General features: G+C 69.7%; 18 protein-coding genes. 8 read left to right on the top strand and 10 right to left on the bottom strand.

All coding sequences use genetic code 11. The features are described from left to right. Window positions 1-9: 9 nt before the first annotated feature. The gene (locus ACFE7K_RS02605; RefSeq protein WP_375396600.1) at window positions 10-933 is read left to right on the top strand and encodes an SDR family NAD(P)-dependent oxidoreductase; all 924 of its coding nucleotides are present in this window, start codon (window positions 10-12) and stop codon (window positions 931-933) included. Window positions 934-973: 40 nt separating this feature from the next. Here ACFE7K_RS02605 and ACFE7K_RS02600 read toward each other — a convergent pair whose 3' ends face one another. The 5 genes from ACFE7K_RS02600 to ACFE7K_RS02580 all read right to left on the bottom strand — a co-directional run bounded on the left by ACFE7K_RS02600 (window position 974) and on the right by ACFE7K_RS02580 (window position 5,893). Further along, entirely contained in the window at window positions 974-1,738 is a 765-nt protein-coding gene (locus tag ACFE7K_RS02600) for a class II aldolase/adducin family protein (RefSeq protein WP_375396599.1), read from the bottom strand. Between the two features lie 11 nt (window positions 1,739-1,749). Continuing rightward, window positions 1,750-2,790 (bottom strand): TauD/TfdA family dioxygenase, encoded by a 1,041-nt coding sequence (locus ACFE7K_RS02595; protein WP_375396598.1) that lies wholly within the window; start codon window positions 2,788-2,790, stop codon window positions 1,750-1,752. A 59-nt stretch (window positions 2,791-2,849) separates the two neighbouring features. Beyond that, a complete protein-coding gene (locus ACFE7K_RS02590) occupies window positions 2,850-4,649 on the bottom strand; it encodes a flavin-containing monooxygenase (protein ID WP_375396597.1) in 1,800 nt (599 codons plus the stop codon). Between the two features lie 156 nt (window positions 4,650-4,805). Beyond that, window positions 4,806-5,552 carry an SDR family NAD(P)-dependent oxidoreductase gene (locus ACFE7K_RS02585; protein ID WP_375396596.1) on the bottom strand — a complete coding sequence of 249 codons (747 nt, stop codon included), beginning with the start codon at window positions 5,550-5,552 and terminating at the stop codon, window positions 4,806-4,808. Window positions 5,553-5,557: 5 nt separating this feature from the next. Then, on the bottom strand, window positions 5,558-5,893 hold the full coding sequence (locus ACFE7K_RS02580; protein ID WP_375396595.1) for a hypothetical protein: 336 nt from the start codon (window positions 5,891-5,893) through the stop codon (window positions 5,558-5,560). A gap of 58 nt (window positions 5,894-5,951) precedes the next feature. On the opposite strand from ACFE7K_RS02580, the gene ACFE7K_RS02575 reads away from it, so the two are divergent. Continuing rightward, window positions 5,952-6,905, top strand: coding sequence for an NAD(P)-dependent oxidoreductase (locus ACFE7K_RS02575; RefSeq protein WP_375396594.1), 954 nt, complete (start codon window positions 5,952-5,954; stop codon window positions 6,903-6,905). A gap of 23 nt (window positions 6,906-6,928) precedes the next feature. Here ACFE7K_RS02575 and ACFE7K_RS02570 read toward each other — a convergent pair whose 3' ends face one another. Beyond that, window positions 6,929-7,690, bottom strand: coding sequence for an SDR family NAD(P)-dependent oxidoreductase (locus ACFE7K_RS02570; protein WP_375396593.1), 762 nt, complete (start codon window positions 7,688-7,690; stop codon window positions 6,929-6,931). Window positions 7,691-7,963: 273 nt separating this feature from the next. On the opposite strand from ACFE7K_RS02570, the gene ACFE7K_RS02565 reads away from it, so the two are divergent. From ACFE7K_RS02565 to ACFE7K_RS02555, 3 genes are all read left to right on the top strand, one after another. Continuing rightward, the gene (locus ACFE7K_RS02565) at window positions 7,964-8,152 is read left to right on the top strand and encodes a hypothetical protein (RefSeq protein ID WP_375396592.1); all 189 of its coding nucleotides are present in this window, start codon (window positions 7,964-7,966) and stop codon (window positions 8,150-8,152) included. Between the two features lie 100 nt (window positions 8,153-8,252). After that, window positions 8,253-9,572, top strand: coding sequence for a spinster family MFS transporter (locus ACFE7K_RS02560; RefSeq protein ID WP_375396591.1), 1,320 nt, complete (start codon window positions 8,253-8,255; stop codon window positions 9,570-9,572). Window positions 9,573-9,596: 24 nt separating this feature from the next. Continuing rightward, on the top strand, window positions 9,597-10,418 hold the full coding sequence (locus tag ACFE7K_RS02555) for an enoyl-CoA hydratase/isomerase family protein (RefSeq protein ID WP_375396590.1): 822 nt from the start codon (window positions 9,597-9,599) through the stop codon (window positions 10,416-10,418). 3 nt (window positions 10,419-10,421) lie between these two features. Here ACFE7K_RS02555 and ACFE7K_RS02550 read toward each other — a convergent pair whose 3' ends face one another. From ACFE7K_RS02550 to ACFE7K_RS02535, 4 genes are read right to left on the bottom strand one after another with little or no spacing between them, the layout of a single operon-like run. Further along, entirely contained in the window at window positions 10,422-11,549 is a 1,128-nt protein-coding gene (locus ACFE7K_RS02550) for an acyl-CoA dehydrogenase family protein (RefSeq protein ID WP_375396589.1), read from the bottom strand. Continuing rightward, window positions 11,546-12,466, bottom strand: a complete 921-nt coding sequence (locus tag ACFE7K_RS02545; protein ID WP_375396588.1) for an acyl-CoA dehydrogenase family protein — start codon at window positions 12,464-12,466, stop codon at window positions 11,546-11,548. Before ACFE7K_RS02545 ends, ACFE7K_RS02550 begins: the two co-directional genes overlap by 4 nt. Next, window positions 12,463-13,629, bottom strand: coding sequence for an acyl-CoA dehydrogenase family protein (locus ACFE7K_RS02540; protein WP_375396587.1), 1,167 nt, complete (start codon window positions 13,627-13,629; stop codon window positions 12,463-12,465). The genes ACFE7K_RS02545 and ACFE7K_RS02540 overlap by 4 nt, the downstream gene beginning before the upstream one ends. Then, a complete protein-coding gene (locus ACFE7K_RS02535) occupies window positions 13,629-15,284 on the bottom strand; it encodes an AMP-binding protein (RefSeq protein WP_375396586.1) in 1,656 nt (551 codons plus the stop codon). Before ACFE7K_RS02535 ends, ACFE7K_RS02540 begins: the two co-directional genes overlap by 1 nt. 203 nt (window positions 15,285-15,487) lie before the next feature. On the opposite strand from ACFE7K_RS02535, the gene ACFE7K_RS02530 reads away from it, so the two are divergent. The 3 genes from ACFE7K_RS02530 to ACFE7K_RS02520 all read left to right on the top strand — a co-directional run bounded on the left by ACFE7K_RS02530 (window position 15,488) and on the right by ACFE7K_RS02520 (window position 18,397). After that, window positions 15,488-16,567 (top strand): AraC family transcriptional regulator ligand-binding domain-containing protein, encoded by a 1,080-nt coding sequence (locus ACFE7K_RS02530; protein ID WP_375396585.1) that lies wholly within the window; start codon window positions 15,488-15,490, stop codon window positions 16,565-16,567. A gap of 101 nt (window positions 16,568-16,668) precedes the next feature. Next, window positions 16,669-17,610: an acyl-CoA dehydrogenase family protein gene (locus ACFE7K_RS02525; protein ID WP_375396584.1), complete on the top strand. Its 942-nt coding sequence runs from the start codon at window positions 16,669-16,671 to the stop codon at window positions 17,608-17,610. A gap of 4 nt (window positions 17,611-17,614) precedes the next feature. Next, complete coding sequence (locus ACFE7K_RS02520; RefSeq protein ID WP_375396583.1) at window positions 17,615-18,397, top strand: SDR family NAD(P)-dependent oxidoreductase; 783 nt, start codon at window positions 17,615-17,617, stop codon at window positions 18,395-18,397. Window positions 18,398-18,425: the final 28 nt, after the last annotated feature.

The raw sequence follows: 18,425 nt of genomic DNA, 5'->3' as shown, positions 1-18,425 counted from the left end.
AGAGGCAGCATGGGTCCACTGGCGGGCAAGGCGATCGTCATCACCGGCGCGGGACGAGGCATTGGTGCTGCGTGCGCGCGGACCTGTGCAGCGCTTGGCGCAGCGGTGGTCGTGAACGATGCCGATGCGGCCTCCGCTCATGCGCGAGCAGCCGAGATCGCGGCGGCGGGAGGACGGGCGCTGCCCTTCCCGGCGGACGTGACCGACTGGGACGGCGCTGGCCGGCTCGTCGACGCCTGCGTCGATGCGTTCGGCGCGATCGACGGGCTGGTCAACAACGCCGGCCTGTTCGCCTTGGGACGGCTCGACGAAGCTCAGCCTGGCGTGCTCGAGCGACTGCTAGCGGTCAACGTCGTCGGCACGTTCAACTGCGCGGCGCATGCCGTGAAGCCGATGCTGGCGCAGGGCACGGGATCGATCGTCAACATCACCTCGGGCGCACACATGGGCATCCCGGCGATGAGCGCCTATGCCGCGAGCAAGGGCGCGGTCACCTCGCTGATGTTCACCTGGGCGATCGAGCTGGCGGGGAGCGGGGTGCGCGCGAACTGCGTGTCGCCGCTCGCCGCGACGCCGATGTTCGATCAGCTCGACGCGTATCACGGTACGAAGCGCGAGGAGGCCGGCCGGCCGATGACGGTGCCGCCGGAGGCGAATGCCGGCGCGATCGCCTTCCTCCTGTCCGACGCGGCAGCGGGCGTGAACGGTCAGACGCTTCGGGTCGAAGGCGACCTCCTGTCGCTGATGGCCCATCCGGGCGTGCTGCTCCCCTTGCGTCAGCGCGCGGCTGGGTGGGATTATGAGGCGATACGCGACATCTTCGCCGAGGAGTTCGCCGCGCGGCAGCAGCCGCTGGGCGTCATGGGCGTCGAGATCGCGGCCCATCGCCCCGCCTCGGCCTTCTGGGCGCAGGAACGCGGCGACACGGCCTGACGCCGGTTCGCCCGCAGCAGGGCGAGGGGGCAGCGGCCGGCTACGCCGCCCATCCCGGCTCCTGCCGCTCCAGCTTGCGCAGCATCGCCGGCCACAGCAGGTTCTGGGCGATGCCCGGGCCGCCGCGTGGGCCGATCGCGGCGACCTTGTCGCGCACCTCCTGCGGCACCCCGCTCAGCGGCCGGTTCATGCCGAGCGCGCGGACCTGGATGGTGCAGGCGGTCTCGAGGAAATACATGGACGCGAAAGCCTCGGCGACGCTCGGACCGAGCGCGAGCGTGCCATGATTGCGCAACACCATCAGCGTCTTGTCGCCCAGGTCGACCTGAAGCCGCGCGCGCTCGTCGAGGTCGAGCGCGACACCCTCATAATCATGGAACGCCATGTCCGCTGTCAGCAGCATCGCCGTCTGATTGAGCGGCAGCAGCCCCTCCTCCAGCATCGACACGGCGATGCCGTCGGCGGTGTGGAGGTGCATCACGCAGCGCGCATCGTCGCGCGCCATGTGGATCGCCGAGTGGATCACGAAGCCTGCCTTGTTGACCGGCCAGGGCGTCGTGCTGAGCACGGTTCCGTCCATGTCGACCTTGACGAGGTCGGCCGGCCTGATCTCCTCGAACAACATGCCGAAGGGATTGATGAGGAAGGCATTTTCTCCCGGCAGCTTTACCGAGATATGGGTGGCGATGGCGTCGTCCCACCCCATCAGCGCCACCAGCCGATAGGCAGCGGCGAGATCGCGACGGAGGTCGGCCTCGCCCGGCGGCGGTGCGGCGATCGGGTCGGCCTGAGGGGCAGTCGCCATGACGGTCTCCTTCAATCGAGCAGGCCGACCTGCACGTCGCGCAGACCAGTGAAGCTGTTGCGGCCGTGGGCGACCAGATGGTTGTCGAGCATCAGCACGTCGCCATGGCTCCAGGCGAAGCCGACACGGTGCGCGGCATAGGCGGCATAGACCGTGGCGAGCGGCGCTTCCGGAATCGGCGCACCGTCCCCGAACGTCACCGCATAGGGCAACGGCCGGCCGGCGCCATAGTGGCGGCGGAACAGCGCCGTCGGCGCCTCGCCCCAGCTCTCGGCGCGGATGATCTGGGTGGCGAGCTGGTTGAACCAGAGGCGTTCGCCCGTCTCCGGGTGACGGACGATGCCCGGCGCGACATAGGTGGTGGCGAGGCTGCCGTCCTCGAGCCAGCGCGGTTCCAGTCCCATCGCCCGACACTCCGCCAAAGGCAGGTCGCGGTCGCCGGCGTCAAACGCGTCCTGCCAGCTGCGGTGCATCACGTCGAGCGAGGGGTGGCCCATGCTGATTCCGTCGTCGCGGAAGTTGCGATGGTACATCACCCCGCGTCGCTCGACCTCGTCCAGGAAGGCAGGATCGATCGCTGCGGTGACCGCCCGCATGTCCGCCAGGAAGGTTTCGCCACCCGTGACGGAAGCAAGGCGGCAGAAGAAGGCGATTCGCGCCGGATAGCGCGGCAGATAGGCCATCTCCTGATGCAGGCCGAGCACCTGGTCAGCCGGCGCCTGGGTCGATTCGAAGACCTTGGGCGCGACCGCGGCGCGGGGCGCGGCGCCGGCGGTATAGCCGATCTTGGCGCAATCGAAGCCATCGAGCCAACGACCGAAGGCGCTGGTGTCGTAGAGCGCGAAGCCGCGAAACGCGAGCGCGCCCGTTTCGAGCAGCAGCGCATGGATCGCGGCCCGGTGCGCTGCGAACCAGGCGAGCGCCACGTCGGGGTCGTCGCGTAACGCACGTTCGCGTGGTTGGACGAACAGGGGCAGGTCGCGGCCCTGTGAGTAGGGCGTGAGCTGCACGTCGGTGCCGATCGTCGCCTGGTCCTGCGCCACCGTTGCCATGGGTATTCCTCCTCTCCGCGTCGATCTGTGCGCTACCGCATCCGACGATAGACGGGCGGCTAGGCCAGCGTCAGGCCGCGCAGCGCTCCTTCCGCCCGCCAGTCCCGCAGCAGGTCGAAGAACGCGACGGGCCCGGCCCCGTATCCGCCGCTGCGCTTGGCCCCTTCGGCCTTCACCTTGCCCTCGGCGTTCATGTACCCGGGCGTGCAAGCCGCCAGGAAGTCGATGTTGACCTGCGACAGATCGATGATCGTCTGGACCCACGCGGCCTCAGCCTCGGCGCTCGCCTCGACGCGCGTCGCCCTCCGGTCCACCGCCTGACGCAGCAGCTGCGCAAAGTGCTTGGCCTGCTCGTCCAGCGCATGGGTGAAATTGGGGGTGTGTGCCGACTGATCGCGCATGAACACGAACAGATTGGGAAATCCGTGAACGTGCATGCCGTGCAACGACGACAGGCCGCCGGCCCACTTCTCCGAGAGCCGGATATCGTCGGCCCCGATCACGTCATAGCCGGACCGGCTGGTGTAGTTGGTGCCGAGCTCGAACCCCGTCGCGAAGACCAGGCAGTCGACCGGATATTCGAGTCCCGCCACCACGACGCCATGGGCGGTGATCCGCTCCACCCCGGCACCGCTGGTGTCGACGAGCGTGACGTTGGGTCGGTTGAAGGTGGGCAGATACTCGTCGTGAAAGCACGGCCGCTTGCAGAACTGGCGATAGAAGGGCTTCAGCGCGGCGGCGGTGTCGGCGTCCGCCACGATCGTATCGACGCGTGCGCGGATCGCTTCCATCTTGGCGAAGTCGGCGAGCTCGAACGCCTCGTCGCGCGACGCGTTCTCCCCCTCCGCCGAAGTCAGGCTCGAATTGCGCAGATACTTGGTGGTGATATCGGTCCAGCCGTCCTGGATCAAGTCGACCTCGGCATCGCCACCGGTGACGATGGTGGTGAAATTCTCCATCCGCTCGCGCTGCCAGCCCGGCTTCAGGCTGTTCCACCACGCCACGTCGGTTGGCTTGTCGTTGCGCACGTCAATCGACGACGGCGTGCGTTGGAAGACATAGAGGTGCTTTGCCGCCGCGCCGAGATGCGGGACGCACTGGACGGCGGTGGCACCCGTGCCGATCACGCCGACCCGCTTGTCGCCCAGCCGGTCCAGCCCGCCATCCGGTCCGCCGCCGGTATAGTCATAGTCCCACCGCGTCGTGTGGAACGAATGACCCTCGAAATCCTCGATGCCGGGAATGCCCGGCAGTTTGGGCTTGTGCGCCGGCCCGTTCGCCATCGCGACGAAGCGCGCGCGCATCCGGTCGCCGCGGTTGGTGGACACCGACCACAGGCGGTCGCCTTCGTCCCAGCGCAGCTCGGTAACGATCGTCTGGAAGCAGACGTCGCGATAGAGATCGAATCTTTCGGCGATCCGGTGGCAGTAATCGAGGATCTCGGCCGCGGGCGTGTACTTGCGCCGCGGCATGAAGCCCATCTCTTCGAGCAGCGGCAGGTAGATGTACGATTCCACGTCGCACGCCGCGCCGGGATAGCGGTTCCAGTACCAGGTGCCGCCGAAATTGCCGCCCTTCTCGATCAGGCGGATATCCTCGAACCCCGCTTCGCGCAGCCGCGCGCCGGCGAGCAGCCCGCCGAACCCGCCGCCGATCAGGATGATCTCGCGCTCGTCGAACAGGGCATCGCGCTCGTGGCGTTCAGTGTACGGGTCTTCCAGGTAGGAGGCGAAGCGCCCCCCCATCTCGATATACTGGTCGTTGCCGTCGGCGCGCAGACGCTTGTCGCGCTCGTGCGCATAGCGACGGCGCAGCGCGTCCGCATCGAAGCCATGCTGGTTCGCGTCCGGCGACTCCATCGTCATGCTCCATCGTCCCTGCCGTGATTTGGCGATAGGCCGGTCACCGTCCAGGAGCCACGACAGAGGATTGATGCTGCACGACAGGGCGTGTTCGGCTCGACCGTCGCACCGTTCCGCGGCCGGCCAGCGATGGTGCTCGGTGCGCGGCGGTGCTCAGGCGATCGTGACGCCGCCGTCCACCATCTGCACCGATCCCGTGACAAAGCTCGCCTCGTCGCTGAGCAGCCAGGCGACCGCCGCGGCGATCTCCGCCGGCGCCGCCGCCCGCCCCATCGGATGACCCGCCACCACGGCACCGAGGCGGTCGCCGACCGAGTCAGCCAGCATCGCGGTATCGGTGAAGCCCGGGCACACGGCATTCACCCGGATGCCGTGACGCGCGTTTTCGAGCGCGGCGAGGCGCGAGAGGTGGACGACGGCGGCCTTTGACGCGCCGTACGCGCCCGACCCGGCATAGGCCCTGACCGCGCCGACGGAGCCGATCGTGACGATCGCCCCTCCCTCGCCGGCCGCGATCATCGCCCGGATGACGGATCGCAGGCCCAGAAAGACGCCCCGCAGATTGACCGCGACGACGCGATCGAACTCGGCGACCGACGCATCCGCCAGCGGCTGTCGCATACCCAGCACGCCGGCGTTGGCGACGAACAGGTCGATCCGGCCGAAGCGCGCGATCGCGCGCGCGACGCAATCGTCGGCATCGCGCTCGGCCGAGACGTCGGCGGCGATCGCCAGCATCCGCTCGTCCGCCGGACAGGCGCGATCGACCGTGGCGGCATCCAGATCGACCGCCGCCACCCGGCACCCTTCCGCGAGCAGACGCACGACGACGGCGCTGCCAATCCCGCCCGCAGCCCCGGTGACCAGCGCCGTCTTGCCGGCGAGGCCGCGCAACGCCATCGCCGCTACGGCCGGGCGCCGGCGGCGACCGCCAACGCGCGCAGTGTGGCGGAGCGGTCGAACGCCTCGCTCAGCGGCATCGCCTCGCTGCCGGCGATCTCGCCGATGCGGCGGACGACCGCGGCCGGATCGTCGCTCTCGATCTCGTACAGCGCCAGCGAGTCGAACGGCACCGTTCCCGCCGGCGCATCGGCCTCGCGGTCGATCCGGAACCGCCGCGCCGATCGCACCCCCGGAAGACGCAGACAGTCGTCGAGGTGCTGTTCGTCATACCAGCGGTGGAACGCCTCCTCCTGCCCGGGCACGGCGCGGGTCAGCACGACGAAATAATGGGTGGCCATTGATCCTTCTCCTTGCGGTTGACTATGATCCGCCAATCGCGGCGACGGGCGGAGGCACATGAGGGCGGAGGACCGGCCACTGGCGCTCGTCACGGTCCCGGACGCGATCGGCGCCGGCACAGCGGCGGCGCGGGTGTGCGACGTGGTCGTCTGGCCGGACCTCGCCGATCCGGCCGCCTTCCTCGCGGAGCGCGCCGCCTCGGTGCGCGCGATCGTGACGGTGAGCACGCTGCCCTTGCCTGCGGACCTCGATCGCTTCCCCGCGCTGGAACTGCTCGCCTTTTTCGGCGCGGGATACGCGATGGCCGAAACCGAACGCTGCCTGCAACGCGGCATCGCGGTGACCCACGGCCCCGGAATCAACCATCTCGACGTCGCCGACGTCGCGGTCGGCCTGGTGATCGCGGCGGTGCGCGGCCTTGCCGCCGGCGACCGCCTGATCCGCGCGGGCGGCTGGCGGGGGCTGGTGCCGCTGCCGATGACGCCGTCGCTGCGCGACCTGCGCTACGGCATCGTCGGGCTCGGCGCGATCGGCACCGCCGTCGCCGAGCGGCTCGCGCCATTCGGCGGTGCGATCGCCTGGTGGGGGCCGACCGTCAGGTCCGACGCGCGCTGGCCGCGCGCCGCCAGCCTGATCGAGCTCGCCCGAACCAGCGACGTGCTCGTCGTCGCGGCGCGCGGCGACGAGGGGACGCGGGGGCTGATCGACGCCGCGGTGCTCGCCGCGCTCGGGCCGGCAGGCTATCTGGTCAACGTGTCTCGCGGTTTCGTGGTCGACGAGCCGGCCCTGGTCTCGGCACTGCGCGAGGGGCGCCTCGCCGGCGTCGGGCTCGACGTGTTCGATCCCGAGCCGACCGATCCCGCGCGATGGGCGGGGATCGAAACGGCCGTCCTGTCGCCGCACCTCGGCGGCGCCGCAAGCGCGAGCACCGCCGGGGCGCAGGCCCTGCTGACGGAAAATCTGCGCCGCCATTTCGCCGGCGAGGCGCTGCTCACGCCGGTGCCCCGCTGAGCGAACGCCGGCGGGCACCCGCATCAGCGCGGCGCCATGCGGATCGCGCCGTCCAGGCGGATCACCTCGCCGTTCAGCATGGGGTTGGCGACGATCGCCTCGACCAACCGGGCATATTCCTCCGGCCGGCCGAGCCGGCTGGGATGCGGCACCTGCTGGCCGAGCGAGTCCTGCGCTGCCTGCGGCAACCCCATCAGCATCGGCGTGAGAAAGATGCCCGGAGCGATCGTGACCACGCGGATGCGATGCTGTGACAGGTCGCGCGCCGCCGGCAGCGTCAGCCCGACGACACCGCCCTTCGACGACGCATAGGCGGCCTGCCCGACCTGCCCGTCATAGGCCGCGACCGAGGCGGTGTTGACCACCACCCCTGCCTCCTCGCCATCGACGCCCGCGGCGATCAGCCGCGACGCGAACTGCGCGATCATGTTGAACGTGCCGATCAGATTCACCTCGATCGTCTTGCGATAGATCGCCAGCGGATGCGCCGCGCCATGCTTGTCGACGATCCGGATCGCGGGCGCGATTCCGGCGCAGTTGACGAGGATCCGCGCCGGCCCGTGCACCGCCGCCGCGTCGTCGAGCGCCGCCAGGACGCTCGCCTCGTCGGCGACGTCGACGCGGTGATACGTGCCGCCGAACGACGCGGCGGTCGCCCGCCCGATCTCCTCGTTGAGGTCGAAGATCGCGACCTTGGAGCCCGACTTCGCCAGCGCCGTTGCGGTCGCCGCCCCCAGACCCGACGCGCCGCCCGTCACGATCGCCGCCCGATCCTTGCTGTCCATGCGCTCTCCGTTATGCCCACACGGTCCGGCAGTTTGCGTACCGGCCGGAATATACCTACCTTTCGGTAAGTCTCGCCATGGACGAGTGTCAAGGCTGGCAGATGACCATCGCCACGCTACCGCGCCCACACGCCTCACCGTTCCGATCCGTGCGCTCGACATCCGCGGATCGGGCCGAGAAGCGCGATGCGCTGCTCCACGCGGCGGTGCGCCTGTCCAACGAGCGCGGCTTTTCACGCGACCTCGCTGGAGGATGTCGCGGCCAGTCTCGGCGTGACCAGGCCGGTCATTTATCACCATCTCGGCAACAAAGCTCAGGTGCTGCTCGAAAGCGTGCGGCGCCAGGCTGCACCGGACATGGCACGCGCGCTGGTGGATGCGCTGATGGCGGGCGTCGCGCCGCCAGTGACCTCGCGTCGTGGATCGACGGGCAGACCAACGCCGCGCGGGCAAGTCGCCTAGCGTCAACCATGTGTCGTGGCCTGCCTCCGCCTGGCGGCCTAGCGTCCGGCCGACGCACGAGGCGCTGAAGCGGCGGCGAGGCGGGGAGGAGATGCGACCGATGGACGTGCCGGCCACAGGCGCAACGCCCGTACTCGCGCGCATCGACATCGCCGACGATCCGCCTGCAGCCTATCCGCTGGCGGGCCGGGGCGGGCTGATGGTCGGCATGTTGCTGCTCGTCAACATCGTCAACTTCGTCGATCGGCAGCTGCCCTTTATCCTGATCGGGTCGATCAAGAAGGACCTCCTGCTGTCCGATGCGCAGATCGGGCTGATGGCGGGGCTGACGTTCGCGATTGTCTATTCGGTCGCGGCGCTGCCGCTGGCGCACGCCGCCGATCGCTGGAGCCCGCGCTGGGTGCTGGTGCTGTCGCTGGCGACGTGGAGCGGGATGACCGCGCTCTCCGGGCTCGCGCAGACCTTCACGCAGCTGGTGTTCGGCCGGATCGGCGTGGCTGCGAGCGAGGCCGGCTGCACCCCGAGCGCGCACGCGCTGATCGTGCGCATCATCGCCCCCCGGCGCCGGGCATTGGCGCTTGCGCTGTTCTCCATCGGCGTGCCGATCGGCAGTACGTTGGGGCTCATTCTCGGCGGATGGATCAACGATGTCGCGGACTGGCGTACCGCCTTTTTCGTCGTTGGCCTGCCCGGCCTGGGGCTCGCGCTCCTCGCGTGGCTGATCCTGCCGAAACTTCCCGGAACCGAAGTCGCCGGCAGCGTCGCGCCACCCGGGTTCGGCGCAACCCTGCACCGGCTCTTCGCACTCCGGTCGTTCCGGTACATGGCCGCGGGCAGCGCGTTCTATTCCAGTGGCAGCTACGCCATCAACGTTTTCGCGCCCGCCTTTCTGATGCGCGTCCACGGCCTTACCGCCTCGCAGGCCGGATTGCGGATGGGAATCGTATTCGGCGTCGGCGGGCTGATCGGTACATTTGTCGGCGGCGTGCTCGCCGATCGGCTGGCCCGCCGCGACGAGGCGTGGCGCCAGTACCTGCCGGCGATCGGCCAGTGGGTGTCGCTGCCGCTCGGCGTCGGCGCGTGGCTGGCACCCGATCTCAACGTCGCGACCGCGCTGCTCGCCACGAGCTACATGATGGGGCTGCTCTATTTCGCTCCGACCTTCGCGGCGGTGCAGTCGCTCGTCCCCGATCGCATCCGCGCGACGGCGTCGGCGGTGCTGCTGTTCTGCCTGACGATCGTCGGTTCGTCCGTCGGTCCATTGGTCGTCGGCTGGCTCAGCGACCTGCTGACGCCGCGGTTCGGCGCGCTATCGCTGCGCTATGCGCTGTGCTCGATGGCGGTCACGATGGCGTTGTCGGGCATCTCGTTCCAGCTCGCCGGCCGCTCGCTGGCGGGCGATATCCGCCGTTCGATCTGAAGGGAGATGACCATGCCCTCCTCAATGTCTGGCTCCGCCGAGGCCGCGCCGCTACGGTTCGAGACGGACGGCCCCGTCGCCGTGCTCACGCTCGATCGGCCGAAACGCGGCAATTCGCTCAGCCCCGACCTGCTGCTCGCGCTGGAAGCAGCGTGGGAGCGGGTCGAGCATGACGGCGCGATCCGGGTCGCGATCGTTACCGGCGCGGGGACCCGGCATTTCTGCACCGGCGCGGAGGTCCAGGCGCTGCGGCTGGGCATGGGCGGCCTCCAGAACCAGCCCTATGAACAGGCGAACCGCTTCTCCCCGCGCATGGCGCGGGTGAGCAAGCCGGTGATCTGCGCGGTCAACGGGCTGGTCAACGCCGGCGGCCTGCACTTCGTCGCGGACAGCGATGTCGTCATCGCTTGTCGCGACGCCGCGTTCATGGACAGCCATGTTTCCGTCGGTCAGGTCTCGGCGCTGGAATCGCAAGGGATCGCGCGGCGTGCCGGGGTCGGCGCCGCGCTGTTGATGGGATTGGCGGGCCGCGACTATCGCCTGTCGGCCGAGCGCGCCTGGATGCTGGGGATCGTCGATCTGCTGGAGGATAGCGCCGCCGACGTGCTGACGAGAGCGATGGCGCTGGCGCGCACCATGGCGGCGAACTCGCCACAGGCGATGGCGCTGACCAAGCGGGCGATCTGGGCGACGACCGAGCTGCCCGATCCGGCCGCGCCGGTCTACGGCTGGGAGCTGCTCAAGTCGCAATGGGCGCACCCCGACTTCGTCGAGGGGCCGCGCGCATTCGAGGAGGAACGCGCCCCGGTCTGGACCGTGGATCCCAACGCCCGCATCGCCCCCTGAGCGTCAGCGCGGCCCCTTGGGGAGGCCGAGCACGCGCTCGCCGATGATGTTGCGCTGGATCTCGGCGGTGCCGCCGGCGATCGTCTCCGAAAACGCGTCGAGATAGTCGTGACCGCGCCCGTGCGGCCCCAGCACCTGTGGCGACGCGACGCCGTAGAGGTCGACGGCCGCCGCCTGGACCTTCTTCCCGAACTCCGCGAAGGCGAGCCTGACCAGCGACGCGCCGGCGTCGGGGACCGCCTGTTCGGCGTCGAGCGCGACCCGATAGGCCATCGCCCGGATCGCGGCGCCTTCAGCGCTCAAACGCGCCAGCCTTGCCGTCATCACCGGGCGCGTCGCGGAACAGTCCGCCATCATCGCGTCCACCTGCAGCGTCAGGGCGATGAGGATACCCAGGCTGGCGGTGCCGCGCTCGAACGCCAGCGTCGACATCGCCGTGGCCCAGCCATTGCCGACGCCGCCGACGACGTTGTCGAGGGGCACGCGGACATTATCGTAGAACACCTCGCAGAACTTGTTCACCCCCGCCATCGTCCTGATCGGCCGCACGGTGATGCCGGGCAGGTCCATCGGACAGATCACCCAGGTCAGCGCCGCCGCCGTGCGCGCGTCGGGATCGGTGCGGACCAGCAGCTCCTGCCAGTCGGCGGTGTCGGCGAAGCTCGACCAGATCTTCTGCCCGTCGACGACCAGCACGTCGCCATCGATCCGGCCGCGGGTGCGGATCGCCGCGAGGTCGGACCCGGCACCGGGTTCAGAGAAGCCCTGGCACCAGATCGACTTGCCTGCCAGGATGCGCGGTAGGTGAAACGCCTGCTGCGCGGGCGTCCCGCAGGCGATCAGCGTCGGGCCGGCATGATGCAGCGCCACGAACAGCGAGTTCAGCGACGACGGCGCGCCCGCGCGCGCATATTCCTCATACCAGACGATCTGTTCGAGCACCGACAGCCCTTGCCCGCCGACGCGCTGCGGCCAGGCGAGCCCCGCCCAGCCGCCCTCCGCCTGCCGCTGCTGCCACGCCAAGGCGAAGGCACGCGACGCCGGCCCGTCGGGCGGCGGCAGGTCGTCGGGGACGTTCGCCGCGAGCCAGGCTCGGGCGCGGGCGCGGAAGCCGTCGATATCCTCGCTCACGCCGCCTCGCCCCAGCGCAGTCGCGCAAGCTCCGCCGCCTGTCCGCTCGCCCCGCCCAGCTCGCTCGCCAGCGCCCGCAGGCGATAGGTCCAAAGGTGCAGCGGGAATTCGAGCGTCAGCCCCATCGCGCCCGAGAATTGGTGGAGATCGTAGGTGAAAGGCGCGATCCGCATCTGCGCGAACCCTGCGGCCAGCGCCGCGTCCGCGGCATTGTCCGACCAGGCGGCGCGCAATGCCAGCCAGCGGGTGGACTCGGCCGTTTCCGCCGCCTGGGCGAGCCGGTGATGGATCGCCTGGAACGACCCCAGCGGCCGGCCGAACGCGAAGCGCGTGGTGACGTGGTCGATCACCGCCGCCAGCGCCGCCGCCATGCACCCCGCCGCCTCGGCCGCAAGCGCGATCCGCCAGCGCCGGCGGATGGCGGCGACGTCCTCGAACCGCGTTCCGCAATCCGTATCGACGTGGGCCAGCCGGCCATAGGGGTAGGCGAGGAGCGTCTCGACGGGCTCGACCTGCCCCGCATCGATCGGGAGCAGCATTATGTGATCGCCATGATCAACGATCAGCAGCCGGGCGACCGGCAGGAAGCGCGCCGCGCCGGTCAGCGGGCCGCGCAGCATCGCGATTGGGCGTGTCCCTGCGTCGATGGGCAGCAGGGGTGCGACCAGCGCGGAGGCGCCGGCCTCGACTAGCTGCGCCTGGCGTGCCACCCGCTCCACGACGAGCGCGGCGTCGAGCGCGTTGAAACCTGCCTCGCGCGCGATGTCGAGATAGCCCGCCGCGGCCAGCGTCTCGTCCAGTGCGGCCGAATATATATGCGTCACCGCGTGCTGGAGCCCGGGCTGAGCGGTCTGGGCCAAGAGTTGATCGAGCCCCGTGAGGATGCTTGACTGATCGTCGTTGAGGTCAAAGTTCATAACCGTGCCGGCTCCCCTGGCAATCCCAACCAGCGTCGCGCGATCAGGTTGAGCTGGATCTCGGCGGCGCCGGACGCGATACCGGCCGCGATCGCACGTTGATGATGCGCCTGCTGCACCGGATCGGCGCCGAGCAGTCCGTCGGGCAGGAATTCGGTCATGAAGTCGTTCACGCCATTGTCCGCCTGGACTACCGCCCAGCGCGCGACGCTGGCGAAGGCGTCCGGCGGCAGGTCGCGCGCTTTCCCGTCGACAACGCGATAGACGAGCATCCGCGCCGCCTCGCACAGCATCAGCGCGCGCGCGGCACGATCGCGGATCACTGGGTCGTCCCAACGTTTCTCTGCTTTCAGCCGCGCCACCGCGCGGTCGAGCGTGCGGGCGGAGAACTCGTAGCGGGCGATGCCGACGCGCTCGTTCTGGAGCGCGAAATTGATGATCTCCCACGCCTGGCCCTCCGCGCCCAGCCGATCGGCGGCCGGCACGAAGACTTCGTCGAAGAACACCTCGTGGATGTCGCCCTCGCCGATCAGCGAAGGGATCGGCTTCACCTGGATGCCCTCCGAGCGCATGTCGGTCAGCAGGATGACGATCGCCGCCTTGCCGCTCGCGCCGCCCGCCCCGGCAGGGATGCGCGCGAGCAGGAAGCAGGTATCGGCCTTGCCCGCATAGGACGTCCAGATCTTCGCGCCAGATACCCGATACCCGCCCTCGACGGGGGTTGCCGTCGTGCGCAGCGCCGCCAGGTCCGATCCCGCCGAGGGTTCGGAGAAGCCCTGGCACCAGATAGACTCGCCGCGGCGCACAGGCGGCAGGTGCTTCTCGAGCTGCGCCGGCGAGCCGAAGCGCATCAGCACGGGGCCGACCCAGTTGACGTTCATATATTGCGCGCCGCGCGGCTCGCCCGCCGCCCACATCTCCTCGCCAAGGATGAATTGGTGCCAGACGGGGGCATCCTCGCCGCCATGCGCCGCCGGCCAATGCGGGATCAGTAGGCCGCGTTCGGCGAGCAGCGCGCAGAATTGCTTCGAATAGGCGGTCTGCGCGTCGCTGCCAGGGCCATGTACCGAGACTTCCTCCCAGTTGGGGGGCAGCGTCTCGGCGAGTAGCGCGCGGATGCTAGTGCGGTGCGCCTGCTCCTCTGGATTCCAGCCGAACTCCATCAATCCCCCCCCATCGTCAGCGTCGCCCGGATTTCGTGTTTCAGCACCTTGCCCGCGGCGTTGCGCGGCAGTGAGTCCCAGACGACGACCTGCTCGGGCAGCTTGAAGCCCGCCACACCCAGGCCCTTTAGGAACACGACGACCGACGCCGGGTCGAAGTCGCGCGCCGATGCGACCACCACCGCGCAGGCGCGCTCGCCGGTGCGCGGATCGGGCACGCCGACGACCGCGATCTCGGCCACGCCGGGGTGACCGGCGAGCAGGTCTTCGATCTCCTTAGGCGAGATGTTCTCGCCGTTGCGGATGATGATGTCCTTGGCACGGCCCGTAATGACCAGGAAGTCGTCGTCGATCCAGCGGCCGAGATCACCGGTGCGATAGAAGCCGTCCGCGTCGAAAACGGACGCTTCGTCTTCCGCGTGAACATAGCCGACCAGCATCTGGGGACCGCGCGCATGCACTTCACCGGCGTTCGCCTCGACCGCAGCGTGGTGGCTCGTCAGCCGCACCTCGGCGATACCCCGGCGGCCGTCGGTCTCGGCGGCATGTTCGGGGTCGGTACGGTCGATCGTCCCGACGGTGATGACCGGCACCTCGGTCGAGCCGTAGACGCGCGTGACCACGGCGCGCGCGAACCAGCCCGTCGCCGCTTGGACCAGCGTCGGCGGCACCGCTGCCCCGCCGCAGATAAACAGCTTGAGCGAGGCGAGCCGGTCGCCCGCCGCCTGCGCCGCCGCGAGCAGTTGCTCCAGGAAGGGGGTGGCGCCCGCCATGTGCGTGCAGCGGTGCTCGCCGATCAGCGCCACCGCCGCGTCGGGGTCCCAGCGGTCCATCAGCACCGCTGCGGTGCCGCACAGCAGCGGCAGCTCGAAAGCGTAGATCGACCCACCGATGTGGCTGATCGGCGACGGCACCAGGAAGGTGTCGCCCGGCTCGATCAGCCAGTGCTCGCCGAGCTGCCGGGCCAGCGCGTGCAGCGAATTGTGGCTGTGCATCACGCCCTTGGGAACGCCAGTCGTGCCCGACGTGTAGAGGATCATCCGCACCGCGTCGGCCTCGAGCGCGGGCGGCGCCGACGGATTTGTCGCCGCGACGAGCGCCTCATAGGCGAGCCCCACCCCTCCCTCGCCGCGCACGGCGACTAGCAGCGGCGGATCGGCGACGCCGGCGCAGGCCCGCTCGACCATCGCGGGGAAATCGCGGCCGCGAAACGTGGCAGGCACGAAGATCATCCGGCTGCGCACGTCAGGCAGCATGAACGCGAGGTCGGTCTCGCGCAGCACCGGCAGGATGGGATGCGCGACCATCCCGGCCAGCGTCGCAGCGAGATAGATCGTCGCCGCCTCGTGCCAGTTGGGCAGCATGAAGGACACAACGCTGCCCGGCTCGATCCGCGCCAGCATCGCCGCCGCCAGCGCGGCCGCATCGCGATGCAGCGTGCGGCAGTCGATCCGCACCGCGCCGTCGATCAGGACGATGCGCTCGGGCGTGTCGCGCGTCGCCCGGTCGAGCGCGTCGGCTAGCGTCTCGCTGGTCCACCAGCCGTCGGCATAGGCGGCACACGCGCGTGCATCGTCCCAGCGGACGTGCCTGCCTGCAATTAGACGCCGGCCCGCGGCCGACGGACCGGTCATCACCACTGTGTCACCGCCCATCGTCACTGTCCGCGCGCCCTCTCCCATGACGCTGTCCTACGCCACCGCGGCGATGCGGTCTTGATTGCGCGCGACAACCGCGCCGCAGAGGGCGACCGGCACCGGCTACCGCCGGTAGGATCGCTTGCACAGCCCGCGGCAGGGGTTTACCCTTCGTTCGCCGACCGAGGCTGGCAAGCGCGGCGCGCGAGGAGAGAATGGACGTGACCCAGGCGCTTATGGCGGCAGTACTCGACCGGCCCGGCGGCGAGGACGTCAGCTTCGACATCGTTCATGCCGATGCGCTTCGCTTCTATCCCGATCTGGTCGCCGACCTCGGCTTCTCCGCCGACGACCTGTTGCGCGAGTCAAAGATCGACCCGGCGATGGCGGGCCGTCCCGACTCGGCGCTGGAATACCGCGCCTTTGTTGCATTGCTGGCACGCACGGCTGCGCGGACCGACGTCGCCGATTTCGGCCTCCGCCTTGCCGAGCGCCAGCGCGGCGGCAGGGTGATCGGGCCGATCGGCGTCGTGATGAAGAACTCCAAGACGGTCGGTCAGGCGATCGGCTACTGCGCCAGGCATATTCACGCCTACAGCCTCGCGACCAAGGTGCGCTTCCGTCCCGACCGGCTCAACCATACCCTGTTCATCGCGTTGGAGCTGTTGCTCGACCAGGTCGCCGATACCACGCAGGTCGCCGAACACGCGCTCTCGCTCGCCAACCACAACATATCGGGCATCACCGGCGGCCGGGCCCGGGCGCGCCAGGTCTCGTTCCGCCACGACCCGCTGCTGCCGTTGCGGGTCTATCGCGAGCATTTCGGGTGCGAGGTGCTGTTCGGCCAGCCGGCGGACGGCATCACGCTGACCGAGACGGATCTGCTGTGCGAGATCGCCGATCCGGACGAGCAGGTATACGAAATGGCCACCAGCTTCATCGACCAGCGCTTTCCGCGCGAGGCGCCGCCCGTCCATACTCGCGTGCGCGGAATGATCCTGCGTCACCTGGGCAGTACGGAATGCACCAACGAGCGCGTCGCGTCGCAGCTCTGCATGCACCCGCGCACGCTCCAGCGCCGCCTGCGGTCCGAGGGGCTGTCGTTCGAACAGATCAAGGACGAGGTTCGCCGCGAAGTCGCGCTGCGCTGTCTGATGCAGGGCGAGATGCCGTTGACGCGCGTTGCGGAGAAGCTCGGCTACGCCGAGACGTCGGTCCTGTCGCGCAGCTGCTACCGGTGGTTTGAGGCGTCGCCGCTCCAGCTTCGCCGCCGCTATGCCGAGCAGCGCCAGGCGAAGTAGCGCGCGCCGTCCTGTCGCGCGGAGCCGTTCGTCCGTCTCGCGGGGTCAATACGCCCCCGCCCCCCACGCCTAGCGGTTGACGGGTTTAGGGAAGGGCCGCGATGAGGGCAGCGTTGCAATATCAACCGCGCGAGGAGCAGCGCTCGCTGGGTGCCGAGATCGAAGCGCCGTTGCGCGCGCTGCTGCCGATCGCCCGCCTTCATGGCGGCGAGCCGGGTGAGACGGCGGCGGTCTGGCACGAACTGGAGGCGCTGGGCATCCTCGCCGCGGCGCGAGACGAGGCGGCGGGCGGGAGCGGGCTCGGCGCCGTGGAGACCGCGTTGATCGCGATCGAGCTCGGCCGCCGGCTCGCATCGCCTGCGGTGTTCGCGACGATGGCCGGCGCGACGGTGCTCCGGGGCACGCCAACGCCGGTCGCCGCCGCCTTCGATCGCGAGGTCTGGATCGACGAGCCCGGCGCGACGCTGCGGCTGGTCCGCGGCGAGGATGGCGCGGCACTGTCGCCGCTGTCCGAAACGGCAAGCGTGATCGACGATCAGGTTTGGGGCGTGCGGCTGATGCGCGGCGCGATCGCGACACCGATCCAGGCGCTCGATGTCGCGGCGCTGCGCCTGCTGCGTCTGCTGGACGCCGCTGCGCTGACCGGCATCGCCGCGGCGACGCTCGACATGGCGGTCGACTATGCGAAGACCCGCGAGCAGTTCGGCCGCCCGATCGGCAGCTTTCAGGCGATCAAGCATCATTGCGCGAACATGGCCATCGCCGCGCGCGCCGCGCTTGACCTCACCACCTTTGCCGCGGTGGCGATCGACGGCGGTCGCGCCGGCGTCGCGCATCAGACCGAAAGCGCGTTTCTGGTCGCCGCCGACGCCGCGATCGGCAATGCCGGCCTCAACATCCAGATTCACGGCGGCATCGGCTTCAGCGCCGAGGCGGATCCGCATCTGTTCCTCAAGCGTGCGCAGTTGATCGCGGCGCTCGGCGGCGGGGTGGAGGCGGCGACGCTGCGGGTTGCGGCGTCACGACCGGACGAAGGAGACTGACGGGATGCAGGTAGCGATCATTACTGGCGCCGGCAGCGGCATCGGCCTAGGCACCGCGGCGAAGTTCGCCGCCGCCGGCATGGCGATCCTCGGCGTCGGTCGCGACGAGGCCAAGCTGGCGACGCTCGCCGCATCGCTGCCCGACTCCGAGCGGCTCGCGACGCTAGCCGTCGACCTGACCGAAGACGATGCGCCGCGCCGCATCGTCGCGGCCGCGGTAGAGCGCTGGGGTCGCGTCGACGTCCTCGTCAACAATGCCGGCATCGGCAAGCCCAAGCCGGTGCACGAGACCGACGACGCCACGCTTGATTATGTCCTTGGCCTCATGCTGCGCGCGCCCTTTCGCCTGATCCGCGAGGCGCTGCCGCACATGCGGCCGGGCTCGGCGGTCATCAATATCAGCTCCACCTATGCGGTGGTCGGCGGCATCCGCGGCGGCGCCTATTCGGCCGCTAAGGCAGGGCTGCTGGGTCTGACCACCCACATGGCGGTACAATACGGCCCGCAGGGCATCCGCTGCAACGCCGTCGCGCCCGGGGTCGTCAATACGCCGATGACGGAGGACAGGTTCGAGGACGAGGTGTTCAAGCGGATGAACAACCACATGACACCCTATCCCCGCCTGGCCACGGTGGAGGACGTCGCCAGCACGATCGCCTTTCTTTGCTCGCCTGGCGCCGAGCTCATCAACGGGCAGACGATCGTCGTCGACGGCGGCTGGTCGTCGACGCGCTATCTGTCCGAGGCCGCGCGCACCGCGAAATGGTCTGCCGACGCCGCCGCGTGACCGGCCCGCAGGTCGCCTGTTTTTGCGA

The organism is uncultured Sphingomonas sp., assembly GCF_964244265.1.
GTDB lineage: Bacteria > Pseudomonadota > Alphaproteobacteria > Sphingomonadales > Sphingomonadaceae > Sphingomonas.
Note: the sequence above shows the minus strand (reverse complement) of the source record. Positions and strands in the feature narration are given on the sequence as shown.